This is a genomic window from Chloroflexota bacterium (assembly GCA_016197225.1).
GTDB lineage: Bacteria > Chloroflexota > Anaerolineae > Anaerolineales > VGOW01 > VGOW01.
Genome location: JACPWC010000022.1, coordinates 18611 through 33990, shown reverse-complemented (window position 1 = coordinate 33990; position 15380 = coordinate 18611). Strand labels below are relative to the sequence as shown.

At 59.5% G+C, this 15380-nt stretch carries 12 protein-coding genes; 3 read left to right on the top strand and 9 right to left on the bottom strand.

What is annotated here, in order from left to right:
• The first annotated feature begins 202 nt into the window (after positions 1-202).
• Entirely contained in the window at positions 203-1027 is an 825-nt protein-coding gene (locus HYZ49_04200) for a DUF92 domain-containing protein (protein ID MBI3241478.1), read from the top strand.
• Positions 1024-1986, top strand: coding sequence for a D-glycerate dehydrogenase (locus HYZ49_04195; protein MBI3241477.1), 963 nt, complete (start codon positions 1024-1026; stop codon positions 1984-1986). The genes HYZ49_04200 and HYZ49_04195 overlap by 4 nt, the downstream gene beginning before the upstream one ends.
• A 24-nt stretch (positions 1987-2010) precedes the next feature.
• On the opposite strand, the gene HYZ49_04190 is transcribed toward HYZ49_04195, so the two are convergent.
• The 8 genes from HYZ49_04190 to HYZ49_04155 all read right to left on the bottom strand — a co-directional run bounded on the left by HYZ49_04190 (position 2011) and on the right by HYZ49_04155 (position 13790).
• On the bottom strand, positions 2011-2445 hold the full coding sequence (locus HYZ49_04190; GenBank protein ID MBI3241476.1) for a PIN domain-containing protein: 435 nt from the start codon (positions 2443-2445) through the stop codon (positions 2011-2013).
• Entirely contained in the window at positions 2442-2720 is a 279-nt protein-coding gene (locus HYZ49_04185) for an AbrB/MazE/SpoVT family DNA-binding domain-containing protein (GenBank protein MBI3241475.1), read from the bottom strand. The genes HYZ49_04190 and HYZ49_04185 overlap by 4 nt, the downstream gene beginning before the upstream one ends.
• 42 nt (positions 2721-2762) lie before the next feature.
• Positions 2763-4031 carry an SLC45 family MFS transporter gene (locus HYZ49_04180; GenBank protein MBI3241474.1) on the bottom strand — a complete coding sequence of 423 codons (1269 nt, stop codon included), beginning with the start codon at positions 4029-4031 and terminating at the stop codon, positions 2763-2765.
• Positions 4032-4106: 75 nt separating this feature from the next.
• Positions 4107-7589, bottom strand: coding sequence for a hypothetical protein (locus HYZ49_04175; protein ID MBI3241473.1), 3483 nt, complete (start codon positions 7587-7589; stop codon positions 4107-4109).
• Positions 7590-7650: 61 nt separating this feature from the next.
• Positions 7651-9237 (bottom strand): LysM peptidoglycan-binding domain-containing protein, encoded by a 1587-nt coding sequence (locus HYZ49_04170; protein ID MBI3241472.1) that lies wholly within the window; start codon positions 9235-9237, stop codon positions 7651-7653.
• Positions 9238-9280: 43 nt separating this feature from the next.
• On the bottom strand, positions 9281-10798 hold the full coding sequence (locus tag HYZ49_04165; GenBank protein ID MBI3241471.1) for a LysM peptidoglycan-binding domain-containing protein: 1518 nt from the start codon (positions 10796-10798) through the stop codon (positions 9281-9283).
• A gap of 86 nt (positions 10799-10884) precedes the next feature.
• Complete coding sequence (locus tag HYZ49_04160; GenBank protein ID MBI3241470.1) at positions 10885-12924, bottom strand: glycosyltransferase family 39 protein; 2040 nt, start codon at positions 12922-12924, stop codon at positions 10885-10887.
• Positions 12921-13790, bottom strand: a complete 870-nt coding sequence (locus HYZ49_04155) for a LysR family transcriptional regulator (GenBank protein ID MBI3241469.1) — start codon at positions 13788-13790, stop codon at positions 12921-12923. The genes HYZ49_04160 and HYZ49_04155 overlap by 4 nt, the downstream gene beginning before the upstream one ends.
• Positions 13791-13921: 131 nt before the next feature.
• Here HYZ49_04155 and HYZ49_04150 point away from each other — a divergent pair, with 131 nt between their 5' ends.
• Positions 13922-14830, top strand: coding sequence for a sigma-70 family RNA polymerase sigma factor (locus tag HYZ49_04150; protein MBI3241468.1), 909 nt, complete (start codon positions 13922-13924; stop codon positions 14828-14830).
• Between the two features lie 69 nt (positions 14831-14899).
• Here HYZ49_04150 and HYZ49_04145 read toward each other — a convergent pair whose 3' ends face one another.
• Positions 14900-15379 carry a flavin reductase family protein gene (locus HYZ49_04145; protein MBI3241467.1) on the bottom strand — a complete coding sequence of 160 codons (480 nt, stop codon included), beginning with the start codon at positions 15377-15379 and terminating at the stop codon, positions 14900-14902.
• Between the last annotated feature and the right edge of the window lies 1 nt (position 15380).

Sequence of the window (15380 nt, the reverse complement as noted above, 5' to 3'; positions counted from 1 at the left end):
ACAAAGGCACAAAGCCTCAAAGCTTCACAAAGAAAACCTTTGTGGCTCTTCCGAGTTTAACGGGATTTTTTAACGCAAAGCTGCAAAGTTGCCAGGGCGCAAAGAAAAACCCGTTTATTTCTTAGCGACTTTGCGCCTTAGCGCCTTTGCGTTAAGGGTTTTCACACTCAATCTGGTAGAGCCTGGTTAAATTATTGCCTCCATGCTGACCCAACTCGCTCTTGGAATTGCTCTGGCCGCCATTATCGGCTACCTCGGTTATCGCCGCCGCGCGTTGAGCGGCAGCGGCGTGGCGGGGGCCATCATCACTGGCGGCCTGCTGTTTGGACTCGGCGGCCTGCCCGGCGCGGCTTTGCTGTTGGCCTTCTTCATCTCCTCCAGCGCCCTCTCACGTTTCAAAGAGACACAAAAAGAATCACTCGTCGAAAAATTTTCCAAAGGATCGCAACGCGATCTCGGACAAGCATTGGCGAACGGTGGCGTGGCTGCCTTGTGCATCGTCGGTTGGGCCGCCACTCAGCACCCGGCCTGGTGGGTCGCCTGCGCCGCCGCCCTGGCCGCCGCCAACGCCGACACCTGGGCCACCGAGCTTGGGGTGCTAGGCAAGAGTCCGCCGCGTTTAATCACCGGCGGCCAAACCGTCGAAGTCGGCACGTCGGGCGGAGTCAGCGCCTGGGGCACGCTCGCCGCCCTCGCCGGTTCTCTCCTCATCGCTCTCACCGCCCTCATCGCCATCTTTCTTGACCCGTCTCTTCTCTCTCTTCGCTCTTCTGCTTTGACTCTCTTGCTCACCCTCACCCTCTCCGGCCTCGCCGCTTCTCTCTTCGATAGCCTCCTCGGCGCAACCGTGCAGGCGATTTATTACTGCGACCAGTGCCACAAAGAAACCGAGCGCCACCCGACTCACCGTTGCGGCTCGCCCACCCGCCCGCTTCGCGGTTGGAAGTGGCTCGATAACGACTGGGTGAATTTTTTGGCGGCGGCGGTTGGGGCGCTTTTGGCGGCGGCGCTATACTTGATCGTATGAGCAACCTGCCACTTGCAATCGTCTCTCACGCCTTGCCCAACGACTGGCTGGCGATGCTGAAGGATCGCTGTCAACTCTTGATCGGCCCTGCCGAACTTGAAGCGCACTTGAGCGAAGCCGAAGGCCTGTTCACCCTGCTCACTCTTCGCGTTGACGAAGTGCTTTTGAGCAGAGCGCAACGCCTGCGCGTGGTAAGCAACATGGCTGTAGGCGTAGACAACGTTGATGTGGCCGCCTGCACCCGGCGCGGAATCCCCGTTGGCAACACGCCCGGCGTGCTCACCGAAGCAACGGCAGATTTGACGATGGCGCTTTTGCTGTCCGCCGCGCGGCGTTTGCCCGAAGCCAGCGCCGACGCCCGCGAAGGCCGCTGGGCAACGTGGACGCCGACAGCGTGGTTGGGCGCGGACTTGAATGGAGCAACTTTAGGAATTGTGGGACTGGGGCGAATCGGACTCGCGGTGGCGACGCGAGCCAAAGCTTTTGGAATGCAGATTGTTTACGCCAACCGCAATGCCAACCAAGAAGCGGAGCAGACTCTCAGGGCCAGCCGTCTCTCGTTGGATGACCTGCTTCGCCAGAGCGACTTTGTGAGCCTGCACCTGCCGCTCTCGTCGGAGACTCGCCGCCTGATTGACGAACGCGCCTTGCGGCTGATGAAGCCGACTGCGATTTTAGTCAACGCGGCGCGCGGTGGCGTAGTGAATATGACCGCCCTGCATCGCGCCCTGAGCGAAGGCTGGATCGCCGGGGCCGCCCTCGATGTGACCGACCCCGAACCCCTGCCCGCCGACCACCCTCTTTATCGTCTGCCCAACTGCCTCATCACGCCCCACATCGGCTCGGCCACGCGCGGGGCGCGCAAGCGCATGGCCGAGCTTGCTTGCGAGAATTTGCTGGCGGGGTTGGAGGGGAAGCCAATGCCCCATTGCGTGAATAGGGAAGTGTATAACCGATAAATCTGCGTACATTTCTGCAATCTATCAGGGAGAGACGATTCGATCAGCCAACTCAGGGTATACGCGCCGGAAATCTTTCTCGTTCAGCGTAATAACTTGATCGACATTTGCCTTTGAAGCGGCGTGCAGAATCAGCGCGTCATAAGTCGCGCCGCCGACGATTCCCAATCCCGCCAGCCGGCTTATCAAAGTGGCATAGTCGTCGCCAGAGAGAAACACAACTTCAAGCATATCAAGGACGTTGTGCTTGATCAATTCCAAAGCAATGGATGGGAGGATACGTGGCTCAACAGGTAGGGTTGTTAGAATGGCATAAAGTTCTGCCAATGAATGAGCGGCAACCAGCCCCGTGTCTATACCGCCTTTTGCTCGTTGTAACCAAGGCAGAGCCGCCGAATGGGCCGGATGCGCCTCTACCATCGCCGCAACCAGCACCGAAGTATCAAGAAGAATTCTCACAGGCCGGTTCTTTGCAACAGAGTAAACAGGCGTTGATCGCGTTCGCGTCGGGTTAGATCGCTCAAATCACTGGTTGGCTCGGCTTTTACGACCAGTATTCCCCTCTTGTCAACCAGCGCTGGCTGAGGAGTTTGAAGGCGCAGACGCAAGCCGCCCCCCTCGCCTTTCTCCACGATCAACACCATGCCAGGAGCTAAACTTAGGCGGCGTCGCAGAGAATCTGGAATCAGGATGCGACCCAGCTTATCCAGAGACAATTCGATTAAGTCATTCATATCCCTACCCTGCCTTTCTTTGCCAACAACCGTTATTCTACATCAATCTCCAGCCGCCGCCGGGGCAACCACCACCGCCTCCCCGCTCCTCACCCCCACCATCAACACCAGCGCCACAACCATAAAGATCGGGGCAACGATCATGATCGCGTTGTAGTTATTCCCGGTCAACTTGATAATCCAGCCGTTGACGTTCGGCCCGGCGATGGCCGAGAGGGTGGAGAACAAATAGTAGAGGCCGGTGTACGTGCCGACGCGCGAAGCGTCGGTCATATCCACCACCATCGGTAAACTATTGATGTTAATCAGCGCCCAGGCCGCTCCGGCTGTCATCATGAAGATACTGATCACCGGAATCACCCCCAGCGCCGGCAGTTTGGGGGTGAGCGGGATGGTGAGTGTGCCAGCCGGGGTGAAGAAAATGGCGAGCATCGCGGCGCTCATCAAAACGATCCCGGCGAGGATGGTGGGCCGCCGCCCGATCCGCCCGCCGAGGTAACCGGCTGGCATGGCGAAGAGGACGAAGATCAACCCAAGATGGCCGATCAGCCGCCCACCGTCCGACTCGCCAAGTCCCAAATGGTTGATGGCATACAACGAGAAGAAGGCTTCGATGGCCGCAAAGCCGAGGAACCAGAAGAAGATCGCCAGCAGGAGCCGCAGGCCGCTCTTGTCTTCGTCCTGCACCACCGACCTCAGGCTCTCGATCATGCCGGGTTGCGCCTCGCTTGCTTCAAAAACCTTTGGTTCTTTGAGCAGGAAGAACACCAACAGGGTGGCGGCCACTACCAGAACCGAGCCGAGCCAGAACGGGTAGGCCGGATTCATCTCGTAAAGCGCCGACCCGCCGAGCGTGGCCACAATCGTTCCCACCCCGCCCATGAGGTTGATGACGCCGTTGGCTTGCGAACGGAACTGCGACGGCGTGATGTCGGGCATGAGGGCGACGACTGGCGTGCGCCACAGAGCCATGCTCAACAAGAGCGAACTGGTGCAAGCCACGAACAACGGCAGAACTTGCGCCAGCGGAATGATGCCAAAGGCAATTGCCCCAATTGGAGCGCCGATGAGCAGAAACGGCATCCGCCGCCCGATGGGCGTTCGCAGTTTATCCGACCACGCGCCGACCGGCGGCTGGATGAGCAGAGCGGCGATGTTGTCCAGCGTCATAAAGAAGCCGATCCAGACCGGGTCGAGGCCGAACTTTCGGTCGAGGAAGATCGGGACGTAAACGTTGTAGACCGACCAGATGACGCTGACGCCCAAGAAGCCGAAGCCGAGCAAAAAGGTCTTGCCGTAGTTGAGTTTCATGGTTGCCCCTTTGAAGTTGAAGGTTGTCAATTGTGCAACTTTGTCGCACAACGGGACACGCAATTCGCGTCGCGGTTACGGTTTCACCACCCCTTGACTCAAAATCGCCCGCTCGCCCAAACGGTTGCCGGTAGCCGGGTCGTACCAGCCGACGCCGATGTTGTAAACTACGCCAGGCGCAAGGTCGGCCAGCGAGATCGTCACCATCTGGCTGACGGCTTCATTCTCAAACCACTGCGAGGTTGGCACGGTCGGGAAGCCGTCGGCCTGGGCGGGGATTGACTCGTCTTCGGGGTTGAGGATGTGGACGAAGTATTTGTAGTCGGCCTCAGCCGGGCCGGAGGCTTGCCTGTGGAGAGTTAGCGTTAGAGTGGCAGGAGTTAGAGCGGCGTCGTAGCCGGCCAGCTTGATTGGGCCAAACTGCGCGTTCGCTTCAAACTGCATCGGCGGCAATGTTGCAGTGCGATCTGAGGCGGCGACGAGCAGGTTGCCAACACTGACTGAGGGCGAGATCGGTTTGCCCGCCGCGTCGAGCAGTTGAACTTCGATCTTGTAATTGCCCGGCGCGGTGTTGACCGGAATGATGAACGACGGATGACCGGCCACCAACGCCCCCACCGCCCATTCTGAACTCGGTTTGGCCGCCAGCGACAAGTCGGCAAACGTTGTCACCTGCCCGTTGAGTCCGACGACACTCCAGCGAACTTCTAATTCTTGTGGTGGCGCGAGCGCAATCCATCGCGCTGTGAACGCGAGCGCGTCGCCCGCTTTGACAAGGCCCGGCAGGGTGACATTGTGCAACGCAATCGCTTGGTTGAACTGATGAAGCGGTTCGGTTCCGGGCGGCGGCGACCACTGGGTGAGCGTGATCGGGAGTGTGGCCGTCCCTGCCGGGGCGAGCGTGGCCGCGTCGTAAAGCGTGATCGTCAACGGATACTCGCTCGGAATTAAACCGGAGGGCAACGCAAGTTGATACTGATCGGCCACAACTTCGCCAAGCCGCCAAATGCTGGTGGGGTAAATGCCGCCGGTCGGCTGAACGTCGAGGGCGGCCAACTCTGCACCTGTTGAGTCGCGCAAACGCAGAGCCAGCATGTAGTTGGCTGGGATGGGCGCGATGGCTTGCCAGTTAAGAGTGACGGTGACGGAAGACGAGTCGGTTTGGGAAGCAGTGACGGCTCCCAGTCCGAGGGCTGGAGTCAGTTGAGTAAATGGAACATCGCGATACGCTTCGCGAATCGCTCCTACAACACGAATAGGCCGCAAGTAGATTGCGCCGCGTGGCTGGCTGCCTGAGGTGAGGGCGGGCGCAAGAAGGTTGTCTTGAATGAGGGACAGCCGCAAAAGATACACACCGGTTGGAAGGGTATCGGGCAGGCGCAAGGCGGCAACCGTGTAATCTTTGGCCGGGCCGCTGGTTTGGGCGATGGTGTGCGGCAGGTTGAGCAAATGCCCGGCGGGCGAGACGAGATCGAGGGTGAAGGTGGCGTTGCCGCTGGCCTGCCAGAGCAGTGACACGGCCAGCGTCTCGCCGGGCCGGAGCGTTTCGGCGGAGTAGTTGTAGCTTTGCAAAATGTCGAAATTGCCAAACTTGACCGGGGCCGCGTGCAGGTAGCCGAGTTGGTCGAAGTCCATGGTGGCCGCGCCGCTGGGTTTGGCCTGGGCGTTGAGCCAGCGACCGGCGAGGGCGAGGATGATCAAGAGGATCAGAAGGCCGGAGAGTTTTAACCGCGAAGACGCAAAGAACACGAAGGTGGTTTTGAGGCGGTTCCAGGGTTGAGCCAGCGCAACAGTGACGAGCAAAGCGATGATTGAAATGAGGCTGGCGTTGCGGCGCGTGGGTGTGTTCCCAAGTTTGAGTTCAACCTGATGCTCGCCGCGAGGCAGGTCGAACGAGGCCCAGCCCAGGCCGTCGGCTGGAGTCACGTCGAGCGGTTTGCCGTCGGCCCGCGCTTGCCAGCCCGGCCAGTAAAGCAGTGGCACAGCCACGCGAGCCGAGCCGGAGTTGACGTTGACGGCCCAGGTTTGTGAGGCGGCTCGTTTTTCGAGTCGCTCGCCCCCCGCTTCGCCGGTCAACACCTTGAGCGAAGCCGTTCCAAAGATGTATTCTTCAGACGAGTAAGGCCGGGGCTGAGTCCACCTGGGCAAGTATTCGTTACGGATGGTTGTGCCAATGTTGCCGGTGAAGTATTCGTAGGTTTGCAGGCGTTCGGCAGTTACGTCGGCGTCGGTGATGGGGACGAAGTCGGGGCGCAAACCAAGAATGCTCAAGGCGCAATTCGCAATGCACAAAACGACAAGCGAAATTGTGAATTTTGAATTGGGAATTGAGAATTGCCCGGCCAGGCCGATGAGGGCGCTGGCGAAGAGGCTTTGCACCGAAAGGAAGCGCCAGGGAAATTGGGAGAAGGACAGTAGCGGCAAGTTGGCCCACAGCGGCGCGCTGAAGCGGGTGAGCATGAAGGTGGAGAGGGCGAGGCCAAAAAGAAGAAAGGATGAAGGATGAAGGATGAAGGATGAAGCTTCATCACGTTTACGGATTGCTTGAAGCACACGATAGACGACGACAAGGATAGCGATGCCAAGCAGAATAGTTTGAGCCAGACCCATTGCAAACGGGGTGGTGGTGGAACTACCAACGTCGTAGTTGAAGAGGAGAGAAGGTTGGATCAGGTTGAGGCCGCGAAAGTGATTGCCGTAGAAAAAGAAGCCGGTGGTTTGCGAGCCAAGCTGGGCGAAGCCGGTTTCGCGCAGGGCGGGGAGCCAGTAGAAGGCGGAGAGGGCGAGGCCGAGGGCAATGGCTAATGAACAATAAACAATGAACAACAGAGAGCGCGAAACGTCAAACGTGAAACGTGAAGTGGGTTGAGTATTTGGCGAGGCGAAGAGTGAGGCGAACAAATAGAGCCCGAGGAAGGGCGAGAAGATGAGGGCCGAGATGTTGTGAGTGAAGATGAGGGCGGCGTAGGCCAGGGCGAGGGGCACTGACGAATAACCAATTACTAATAACCGGTTACGAAAGTTATTAGTTATTGGTAATTGGTTATTGCGAAGGGGCTGGGCGGCCCAGAGGCAAAGCGGGTAGAGCGCAAAGGCCCAGAACTCGCCGAGCGAGTCGCCGCGCACGTAAACGTTGACGAGGTGGAACGGGGCGAAGGTGTAAGCAACCGCCGCCAGCCAGGCCGCGCTTCGATTTACGCCTGCGGCCCGTAACCAACCGTACATGCCGAACGCCGCCAGCCAAAAACCGCTCAGGTGCGTGAGCTTGAGGGCCAGCACATAAGACGCGCCAAAAAACTTGAAGAGCGCGGCCAGGTAAAATGGCAGGGTGGCGTAATAATTGAAAAATGGATAACCGAGGCCAAAAGCGGCGTCGGGCATCCAACGGACGGGGAAGACGCCTTGCGTGAGGGCCGAGTAAAGCTGATGAAGACGAAAGAGAAGGAAGGGGCTGTCGCCGCCGCCCCGGGTGTTGAGGAAGCCGGGGTTGAGGAACAACGGCAAAGCGGCCAGAGAAGCTACGCCGGCTAACGTGATCCACTCCAGCCGCTTGTTCATTGATGGAGATTAGAGAATTAGAGATTAGAGAATCCTCCAATCTCCAATTCTCTGGTTTTTTTTATCGTCTCCGCGTCAGCACCAAAAACCCGGCCACGCCCGCCGCGATGAGCAGGAGCACAACGCCTGCCCCGGCCAACAAGGCCCGAGTGAGGCGGCCACTGTCGGTGTTAGTCGTCGCGCCGCCGGTGTCGCCGCCGCTCGTCGTGCCGCCGGTGGATTGCGCGCCAAACTCCAGTGTAGCACTGCTGGCCGCCGAAAGAGGCAAGTCCCAGTCGGCGCGGGTGGTGGCCTTGAACCCTTCAGGCAGGGTGGATGTGACCCGATAGTTGCCGCTGTTCAAGCCCTCAAAGCAGTGCGGCTCGCTCGCGCCGTCGGTGGTGTAAGTCTGCAACGTCGTGCTGGCCGTCAGGTCAAGCAGAGAAAAGTTGCCGCCCGCCACCAGCCCTTCGCCCTGGTCGAGAATGCCGTTGCCGTTGGCGTCGTTGTATAGCGTCACGCAAATCGAGCCTTCGCCGCCAACGGCGACTTCAGTAGGAATCACGTTGAGTGCAGAGGTTGGCGAAGCGTTAGGATCAACCGTTGGCTGATCAATTGTGGTGGGTTGAGGGGCCGTCGTCGGTGAAGCGTTGGGATCGGTGGTGGGGGCCGTCGTGGGAACCTCGGTCGGCAGGGTGGTCGCCGTCGGCTGAACCACCACCCCCGTCGTGCCAATCACCAACTGCTGGCCCACACGAATGTCTCGCGCATTGCTCAACCCGTTCAACTTCAAAATGTCGTCAATGCAGGTGATGTCGGTGCCGCGCCCGATCACACCGCAGATGTCAATGATGGTGTCGCCGGCCTGCACGGTGTAAACGATCTTGCCTTCGGCGTTGGGCGTGGGCGTGGGGAATTTGGTTGCCAGCACGCGCAGGGTGGCGGTGGGCGGCGCTTTGGTCGCGCCAGGCGCAGTCGTGGGCGCGGCGGTGCCCGAGCCGGTCACTTCTGTGAGAGAGGCGGCGTCGAAGAAGGCCTCATTGTGTTTAGAACAAGCCGAGGGGTTGGCGTAAATGAAGACAGTGATGGTGTTGCCGGTCGCCGTCAAGTCCTGGCTTAGTTGAACATAGTTGTCTTTGATATCTTTGATACCGGAGTGTTTGACGTTAGGATCGGCGGCGAACGTCGGGCCTTGTCCGACGCCCACTTCAAAGTAGGCCGGGCCGGTGCTTTCCGAGAGGGCCGGGTTGTCTTTGGTGCTCGACCAGGCGTGAACCCAAACGCTGAAGCGATAGGTCTTGCCCGGCGTGAGGCCGGCCACCGTTTGTTGAAGGCCGCCGTAAAACCCAAAGCCCGGGTCTTGAACGGGCGTAAGCATTTGCTGGGCGCTGGAGCCATCCTTCACCCGGCGCGCATCCAACGACGAGGTGATTTGTTGGTAGGTGGGTTCCTTGCGGCCACAGTTGTTTTGGGGCGTGGCGGCGGCGTCCGAGATTGTCCACTTGCTCCAACTGTTGGCGACGCCGCCGGTGAAGCCTTCCTCGAAGCTCGCATTTTTGAGCAGATTGGTCTGTGGCTGGGTCGGGGAGGCCGACACGGTGAGAGGCACGGCGGCGGCGGCCAGGGCCGCCAGAACCAGCACCAGGCTACTTATTTTTATTGAACGCATTTCTTGTTTTCCTTTCATCAAACAATCGGCCTGAGCCGATTGTTTACTTTCTTCGCGCCATAAGCACGAGCAGGACTCCGCCTGCAAGGGCCAGCGCCATGATTCCTGTCCCGACGACGAGCAAAGGCCCGCTGGCTCCGAAAAACGCCCCGCCTGCCTCAAGCGAACTTGAGGTGGCCGAAGTGAGGCCGAACACCAGCGTGATCACTTTGCCTGCCTCAAGTTGAACAGCCGATTCGCTGGTCGTGGTGGGCGCATAACCAGCCGGGGCGGCCACCGAGAGGGTGTAAGTTCCCGGCGGCAATTGCAAGAAGCAGTGATCCGGCTCGTCGGCAGTTACGTAACTTTCGAGCGGCGTGTTGCCCACACTAAGCGTCACCCGCACGCCTGGCAAAGGCGATTCATTGTCGTTGATGGCGTTGCTGTTGGCGTCATTATACGCGACTACGCACAGTTGACCGTAATCGGGCGAGTTGCTAATAGGAACAGGCGTGTCAGTGGACAAAAGAACCAGCTCGGGCGTCTGAGACGGCGTCAACGTCACATTCAAAGTGGCGGTCAGTGTGGGTTGAGGCGTCACGTGTTTGATCAACAATTTTTGTCCGACGAAGATCGTAGCTGAGTTCAGGGCGTTGAGGCGCTGGATCTCGTCTACCGTCGTTTGATGATAGAAGGCGATGACGACGAGCGCGTCGCCGGAGCGAACGGTGTACCAGACTTCGCCGTTGGCGAGGGGCGTGCTGGTGGGCGGCCAGGTGGGTGTTGGCGGCCTGGGGGTGGCCGCCGGGTTGAGCAAGGCGTCGGTAGTGGCCCCCGGAGTCACCCCGATGAGCGGGGCGCTGGTGGGGAAGGTTCCGGCTTCGCCGCCGAGCGCGGTGAGGCTGGCGTCGTCGAGATAAATGTCAACGTGACGCAGGGCCAGGCGCGGCCACGAGCGGGTGAAGACGGTGATGGTTGAACTTTTCGCGGCGACATCCACGCCAAGTTGTTGCCAGATGTCGAGCGGGTTGTAGGTCTGGCTCCAGACAATGTTGGCGCTGAACGGATCGGTGCCGCCGTTGGGATCAATGCCCATTTGCAAGCCCATCGCCTGCTCGCCGAAAGATGACGCGCCCGGCACACTGCTGTCGGTTGACCAGGCTTGTACGTAAATTGTGAAGCGATAGGTCTGGCCGGGGATGACGCCCGTCACTTGCTGATACAACCCGGCCAGGTGAGTGGAGTAGAAGGTGAAATATTTTTGCGCGTTCGCGCCGCCGTGAATGCGTTCGGGGGCCGTTCCCAGGTCGCGGAATTCAGGGCGGTGGTAAGGCTGACAGGTGACCGGCTCGACGTTGTAATCGCAATAACTTTTGAAGGCCGGGCTGGAGTCGGGTTCAACCCAGTAGGCCTTCCAGCCGTTGGCCACCTGCACTTCGGCGTAAGGCGCGTTGGGGTCGAAGCTCGGCTCGGTGTGGCAACACTGTTGAAAGTATGGACTCTCAAAGCCCGGGTTAGTGAGTAGGTTGGGTTGTTGGGCCGATGCAGGCCGGGAACAATAAAGGGCAATACCACTTAACACGAAGACACGAAGGCACAACGACACCAAGTTTTCTTTGTGCCTTTGTGTCTTAGTGCCTTTGTGCTTTCTGATCGATGTTCCAAAACTCATTTCAACTCCAGCGCCTCGCCCAGCGCAGTGCCGTCTGGCGCGTACAGGCCAACCACGACCTGCTCCCCTTTCGGCAAAATGTATTCGTCGTTCAACACATCGCCCGGCCTGAGCCACGAGAAATGATACAGCCCGCCCAGCGGCTCGCCGTCGGCCTGGGCCGAAATTTCGCCGCCCGTCAGCACATGCACGTAAACATGATAATCGGCGGTGACGGGCGAGCCGGCCAGCGCCCAGCGCAGGCGAATTTGCGCGTTGCCATTGATTTCATTCACTTCCCAGGATCGTAACTCAATTGCCTCGCCAAATGCAACGGCTGGCGACTCCGACTGGGCCGGCTCGGCGGTGAAGAGCGTATACAACGAATAGGGCGTCGTCTCTAAATCACCTCTCGCCAATTCCCCGCGCCTGATGCTGATCAACGAATTCGCCGGGAGGGCCGCCACTGCCGCCCGAACCTCGTCGGCTTCATACGGCCAAACCGCAAGTTGCACCCGGTTCTCCGAGTCGCTTCCTTCCCGATCCGGAATCAAAAAATGAAGCGCGGCGAAATTATCCCACAGGCGATTATCTATCCGATTAGAAAATTCGGGGCGGCTATTAATGTGGGCGGCCAGGTCGGTGGCCGCAGATTCAAAGGAGTAATTGGTGATGGGGTCATTGGCGTAATCCAAAAAGTAGTCGCGAGCAGTGGAGAAAGTTGAGGCAAGAAGGAGCAACGCAACCGCTCCAGACCTCACCGGTCTCTTAAGACCGGTGAGGTCTAGTAGTGTCTCAAACCCAACCGCCGGAATCAGCCACAGCACCGGCAACAAGCCAATGGCCCGCAAAAAGTGAGGCGTGTCTTCGGCCAAGATGGTGGGCAGAATTGTCGCCGCCAGCCACACCAGAACAAATCTGTAGGGGCAGACCCGTGTGTCTGCCCGCCAGGCGCGAATGAACACGATAACGAGTCCGGCGATGAAAAATGCAAACGTCCAAAGGTCGAACACAGGCCGCCCCGGCAAGTTGTGGCGGGCGATGGAGTCGCCATGCCAGCCGAACATCCCGAGGGCCAGCCAAACGTGTTTGAGCAAAATCAAAACCGGGTTGCCGCTCTCGGTCTCAAAGATCGAGACCTGCCCTTCGCGGGCAAACACCTGCTCTGGATGAGTCAACGCATAAACGCCAAGCGGCGCGACGACGAGCAAGGCGCTCAATACGAAAGCGAGAGCCTCGCGCCAATGAAAACTTATCTGTTCAGTCGGCGAACTTGGAATAGGAGCGACGTTTCTAATCCGCTGGGAAACATCCTTCTGAAGATTAGCTGTAGTCTTGCCGGGGCGCTTTCCCGGCAGAGCCAGGCCAGGATTAGAATCAGGGGTCGTGGGCGGATTAGATGTTTGTGTATTTACAAAACTTTGCGCCTTTGCGTCTTTGCGTCTTTGCGTTAGAAATGCTACAACCGCTATCGCTCCGAACGCCAGCGGTGTCACCCGCGCCGCCGTGTAGGTGTTGAACGCCAGCCCGTAAACAACCCCGCCCAAGATCGCCAACAGCAAGTTGCGGCGCGAGAGGCCAAGCCAGCCAAGCGCAATTGCCAGGCCAAGAAAAAGCGGCAACGCCCCGGCCCGAAAGCTCACCCGGCTGAGCGCCACCGGCCAGAACGTGATCGCGCAAATCGCCATCGCCAGCAAGCCAACGCGCCGGTTGAACAACGCCCGGCCTAGCAGGTAAGTGACCGGCAGGATCAGCGTGCCGATGACGGCTGAGGCAAACCGCAGGCCAAACGATGTGCGCCCAAACGCCCCCACGCTAAGACTCAGGAGGTAAATGTACAGCGGCTCACGCCCGTTGTTGGCCGGGAAGAAGATCGGGCGCGCGCCCTCGATCACGCTCACCGCGTCGAGGCCGTAATAGGCCTCGTCGTGGTAGATTCCGCGCGGCAGGTCGCCAAGCTTATAAAAACGCAGGGCAACGCCGAGGAGAAGGATGGCGCCGAACGCCACCCATTCCCACTTGAATGAGCGGCGAGGCGAGCCGGGCAAAACCGTCATTCCTCTTGCAAAAACTCGCGCAGTGCCCGCGCCGCCGGGCTGAGGTAGCGGCCTTTGCGCCACACCAGGCCCAGCGAACGGCGCAAGGTCTGATCGGAAATTTGCAGAGCGTGAATCGTGGCCGTGTTTATCAGGGCCATCTCAGGAACAAGCGCCACCCCCAAACCGGCGGCCACAAACTGGAGCACGCTCTGCATCGAGCCGCCGTCCAGCGCTACTTTGGGATCAAACCCGGCCCGGCGGCAGGCGGCCAGAGTCACCTCCCGGAGCTTGTAACCCTCAGGAAACAGGATGAAAGGTTCAGCCGCCAACTCCGGCATGGAGACGGTGTCCCGGCCACCCAAAGGGTGCCCCACGCCGACGGCTAACACGTAGCCCTCTTCCCAAAACGGCATGGCCTCAACCGAGGCTGGCAAAAAGTCAGTGGATACAATCGCCAAATCAAGCTCCCCTTCTTCGACGAACTTCAGGAGCGTTTCGGTTCCGGCCTCGCGCAAAGTCACTTCCAGGCCGGGGTATTTTTGCTCGAAGGCGGTGAGCCGGGCCGGCAGGAGATGGGCGCTCACGGTCGGCGGCGCGCCCAGGCTGGCCGTGCCGCGCTTCAACGTCCCCCGCTCCCGAATTTCGTTGCGGGCCGCCTCCACTGCCGCCAGAATTTGCCGAGCATGGGGCAGAAACGCCTGCCCGGCCTCGGTGAGCGCCACCCGTTTGCCCAGCCGTTCAAACAACGGCATACCCAGTTCGCGCTCCAGCGCCTGAATTTGTTGGCTGATTCCCGGCTGGGCTACATTTAAATCCTCAGCCGCTCGCGAAAAGTTCAGCCGTTCGGCCACCGCCACAAAATAAATCAGGTGTCGAAGCTCCATTCTCTCTCCCGCCTATCAGTATAACTTATAGTTACTAACTTAATCTCGTCTTTGACTTCCCCCTCGAAAGGCAATATGCTTGTGACAAATGGGACAAATAAGGTCTGGCTTATCAAAAAGGTGACATGATGATGTTCGCCACAAAACCACTCCAACGTTTGCTGGGAGAAGAAGCACCCCTGCACTTGCTGACTCATCAAGAGGAAATTGCCCTGGCTCGACGGGTAGCCGCCGGCCACGTGGCTCGCCGCCGCCTCGAAAAACGCTCCCTCACGCCGGGCCAGCGCCGTTCGCTCCGGCAGCAGGAGGCGGACGGGGAAGCCGCCCGCGAGGCGCTTGTTCTGCATAACTTACGGCTGGTGCTCAACCTGGCTGGCCGCTTTCGCAACGCATCGCTCACTTACGACGACCTGGTTCAAGAAGGCGTGCTGGGCCTGATCAAAGCCGCCGACCGCTACGACCCTCGGCGCGGCACGCGCTTCGCCACCTTTGCCGTGTGGTGGATCCGGCAGGGCATTGGCCGGGCCATCGCCAATTTGGGCCGCTCGGTGCGCCTGCCCGTCAACCGCGTTCACAAGCTCAGCCAGCTTCGCCGCCTGGCGGCGCAAATGACTCAACAGATCGGCGACGCGCCAAGCCTTGAGACATTGGCTGAGACAGCGGGGCTTTCGCCTCAAGCGGCCTCCGAGCTTTTACAGGATGGGCAAGAGGTCATCTCGCTCGACGTGCCCATCAATCCCGAAGATCGCGACTCGCTTGAGCGATTGGTGGACGATACAGCCATTGACCCCGAAGCCGCCATTGTTGAGCGGGGCTTGCGCCGAATCCTGGAAGAGTCGCTGACGCGGCTGGACGAGCGGGAAGCAGAAATTTTGCGCTTGCGGTTTGGGCTGGGCGGCGGCGAGGCGCTACCGTTGCGGGCCATTGCCGCCGACTGGCAGATGAGTCCCGAGGGCGTGCGCCAGATTAGCGAGCGGGCGCTGGCGCACTTGCGAACGATGAGCGAGGTGCGGGGGCTGGAGGCGTATTTGAGGAATTGATGGTTGTGATTAGAGGATTGGAGAATTAGAAATTGCGCCGCTGAGGTGAAAGCCAGCGGCGTTTTTGTTTTATCCCGAATACTTAAACCCCGTCTCCTTCAAAGTCAACGGCTCGCCTTCCTTGTTCACGCCGGCTTCGACCACTTCGGCAATGTAGAGGTTGTGGTCGCCGGTGATTTGCTCTTCGACGACACGGCACTCCACCCAACCCAGCCCAACTTCCATGATCGGCGAACCGGTAACCGGGCCGGGCTTCCAGGCCACCTCTTTGAGCTTGTCGGGATGCTTGGCGAAGGTTCGGCCAAGTTGCCCGGCAAAGTCGCGCTGGCCGCTTTCGAGGACGTTGACGGCGAATGCGCCGTGCATGTCAACCAATATTCGCATGTGGCTGTCGTGTTCCACAGCCAGGACCAGCATAGGCGGCTCGAACGACACCTGCGTGATCCAGTTCGCCAGCATGGCATGGCCGCTTTCGCCATCCTTGGCGGTGACGGCAAACAGGCCGTAGGTGAACATTCGCAAAACAGTTTTCTTAGCGACGGTATCCATT

Excerpts from the sequence above, each read along its gene's own strand:
- HYZ49_04150 (MBI3241468.1), top strand. The coding sequence starts at position 13,922 with ATGTTCGCCACAAAACCACTCCAACGTTTGCTGGGAGAAGAAGCACCC.
- HYZ49_04175 (MBI3241473.1), bottom strand. The coding sequence starts at position 7,589 with ATGAACAAGCGGCTGGAGTGGATCACGTTAGCCGGCGTAGCTTCTCTG.
- HYZ49_04155 (MBI3241469.1), bottom strand. The coding sequence starts at position 13,790 with ATGGAGCTTCGACACCTGATTTATTTTGTGGCGGTGGCCGAACGGCTG.
- HYZ49_04160 (MBI3241470.1), bottom strand. The coding sequence starts at position 12,924 with ATGACGGTTTTGCCCGGCTCGCCTCGCCGCTCATTCAAGTGGGAATGG.
- HYZ49_04200 (MBI3241478.1), top strand. The coding sequence starts at position 203 with ATGCTGACCCAACTCGCTCTTGGAATTGCTCTGGCCGCCATTATCGGC.
- HYZ49_04170 (MBI3241472.1), bottom strand. The coding sequence starts at position 9,237 with ATGCGTTCAATAAAAATAAGTAGCCTGGTGCTGGTTCTGGCGGCCCTG.
- HYZ49_04185 (MBI3241475.1), bottom strand. The coding sequence starts at position 2,720 with ATGAATGACTTAATCGAATTGTCTCTGGATAAGCTGGGTCGCATCCTG.
- HYZ49_04145 (MBI3241467.1), bottom strand. The coding sequence starts at position 15,379 with ATGGATACCGTCGCTAAGAAAACTGTTTTGCGAATGTTCACCTACGGC.
- HYZ49_04180 (MBI3241474.1), bottom strand. The coding sequence starts at position 4,031 with ATGAAACTCAACTACGGCAAGACCTTTTTGCTCGGCTTCGGCTTCTTG.
- HYZ49_04195 (MBI3241477.1), top strand. The coding sequence starts at position 1,024 with ATGAGCAACCTGCCACTTGCAATCGTCTCTCACGCCTTGCCCAACGAC.